Below are 1,705 nucleotides of genomic sequence, written 5' to 3'. Positions count from 1 at the left end.
TTAGGGATAGTTGTCATCTTAATTCAACAACAATTTGAATTAATAATGATAAATTCAACGTTAGCCTATCCTGTACTTTTCGAAATTAAAAATGTTTTACTTGTATTAGTTACCATTACAATTTTAGGGTTTATTGCTTCTAAAATTGCCAGCAGTACTGTAACCAAAAAATTATTAGAATGAGAAAAATTATAGTCGTTATAATCGGATTGGTTGTAATCGGATGTAAATCGAAACAAGCAACAAATCAAATAAATAAAGAATCTGAAATTAATTTAGTTTTGAACAATTGGCATAAAGCTGCAGCTGAAGCCAATTTCAACAACTATTTTAATGCGATGACTGATGATGCAATTTTCATAGGAACAGACGCAACTGAGAATTGGAACAAATCAGCATTCATACAATTTGCAAAACCTTATTTCGATAAAGGCAAAGCTTGGAATTTTTCTGCTTTAGAACGAAATATTTATTTTTCTTCGGATAAAAAAACAGCTTGGTTTGATGAATTGCTAAACACGCAAATGAAAATTTGTCGTGGAAGCGGCGTTTTAGTTTTGGACGAAAAAGGAAATTGGAAAATCAAACAGTACGTGTTATCAATGACCATTCCAAATGACCATACAGATGAAGTCGTAAAAATTAAATCGCTTATTGAAGACAAGGAAATTGAAAAACTAAAAAACCAAACTAAATAATGACTTGTCAATCTGAACTTGTTTCAGATTCTACTTAATTTTGTTAGAATCTGAAACAAGTTCAGATTGACAAAAAAAGTGTTCTATTTATAAATCGTTGCTTTCAAATTCTTAAACATATGAACGGTCATATTTTCTATATTAAAATCGTTTTTCCAACCCCAATCTTTTCTTGCTTCACTATCGTCAATACTTGCGGGCCAACTATCCGCAATTTTCTGACGGAAATCGGGCTCGTAATTAATGGTAAAATCTGGATAATGTTTCGTAATTTCTGCTGCTAATTCTTTTGGAGTAAAGCTCATTCCAGATAAATTGTACGAAGAACGAATTTTAATATCATCGGCATCGGCTTGCATAATGCTAATTGTCGCTTTGATTGCATCGTCCATATACATCATTGGCAAAGCAGAATTTTCAGATAAAAAACTCGTAAATTTCCCATCCGTAATGGCTTTGTGATAAATATCTACAGCATAATCCGTAGTTCCGCCACCTGCTTCCGTACTCCAACTAATTAGTCCAGGATAACGAATGCTTCTGATATCTACACCATATTGTTTATGATAATATTCTGCCCAACGTTCGCCTGTTTGTTTTGAAATTCCGTATACGGTACTTGGTTCCATAATGGTATATTGTGGCGTGTTTTCTCTTGGAGTTGTAGGTCCGAAAACGGCAATACTTGACGGCCAAAATATTTTTTTTATTTTTCCTGCTTTGGCTAAATTTAAAACGTGAAACAGAGAATTCATATTCAAATCCCAAGCAAAAGCAGGGTTTTTTTCGGCAGTTGCAGATAATAAAGCAGCCATTAAATACACATCAGTAATGTGATATTTTTCAATTAATGGCTCTATCTGATTGTAATCTAACGCATTTATAACTTCAAAAATGCCGTTTTTTACTACGTCATTTTCTAATTTTCTAATATCGTAAGGAATGACGTTCTCTACACCCTAGGTAGCACTTAATTTAGCTGTAAGTTCGGTGCCTATTTGACCACA

At 33.1% G+C, this 1,705-nt stretch carries 1 protein-coding gene and 2 pseudogenes; 2 read left to right on the top strand and 1 reads right to left on the bottom strand.

Annotation, left to right across the window (positions count from 1 at the left end; genetic code table 11):
• Together ABWO04_RS11690 and ABWO04_RS11685 are read left to right on the top strand one after the other, a co-directional pair.
• Positions 1-183, top strand: a pseudogene (locus ABWO04_RS11690) (ABC transporter permease); the annotation flags it as partial.
• A complete protein-coding gene (locus ABWO04_RS11685) occupies positions 180-698 on the top strand; it encodes a nuclear transport factor 2 family protein (RefSeq protein ID WP_353079862.1) in 519 nt (172 codons plus the stop codon). The pseudogene ABWO04_RS11690 and the gene ABWO04_RS11685, both read left to right, overlap by 4 nt.
• Positions 699-781: 83 nt before the next feature.
• Here the strand turns inward: ABWO04_RS11685 and ABWO04_RS11680 are convergent.
• A pseudogene (locus ABWO04_RS11680) lies at positions 782-1,705 on the bottom strand (NAD-dependent epimerase/dehydratase family protein); the annotation flags it as partial.

It is taken from the genome of Flavobacterium sp. (genome assembly GCF_040382755.1).
In the GTDB taxonomy this organism is placed as follows: domain Bacteria; phylum Bacteroidota; class Bacteroidia; order Flavobacteriales; family Flavobacteriaceae; genus Flavobacterium.
Note: the sequence above shows the minus strand (reverse complement) of the source record. Positions and strands in the feature narration are given on the sequence as shown.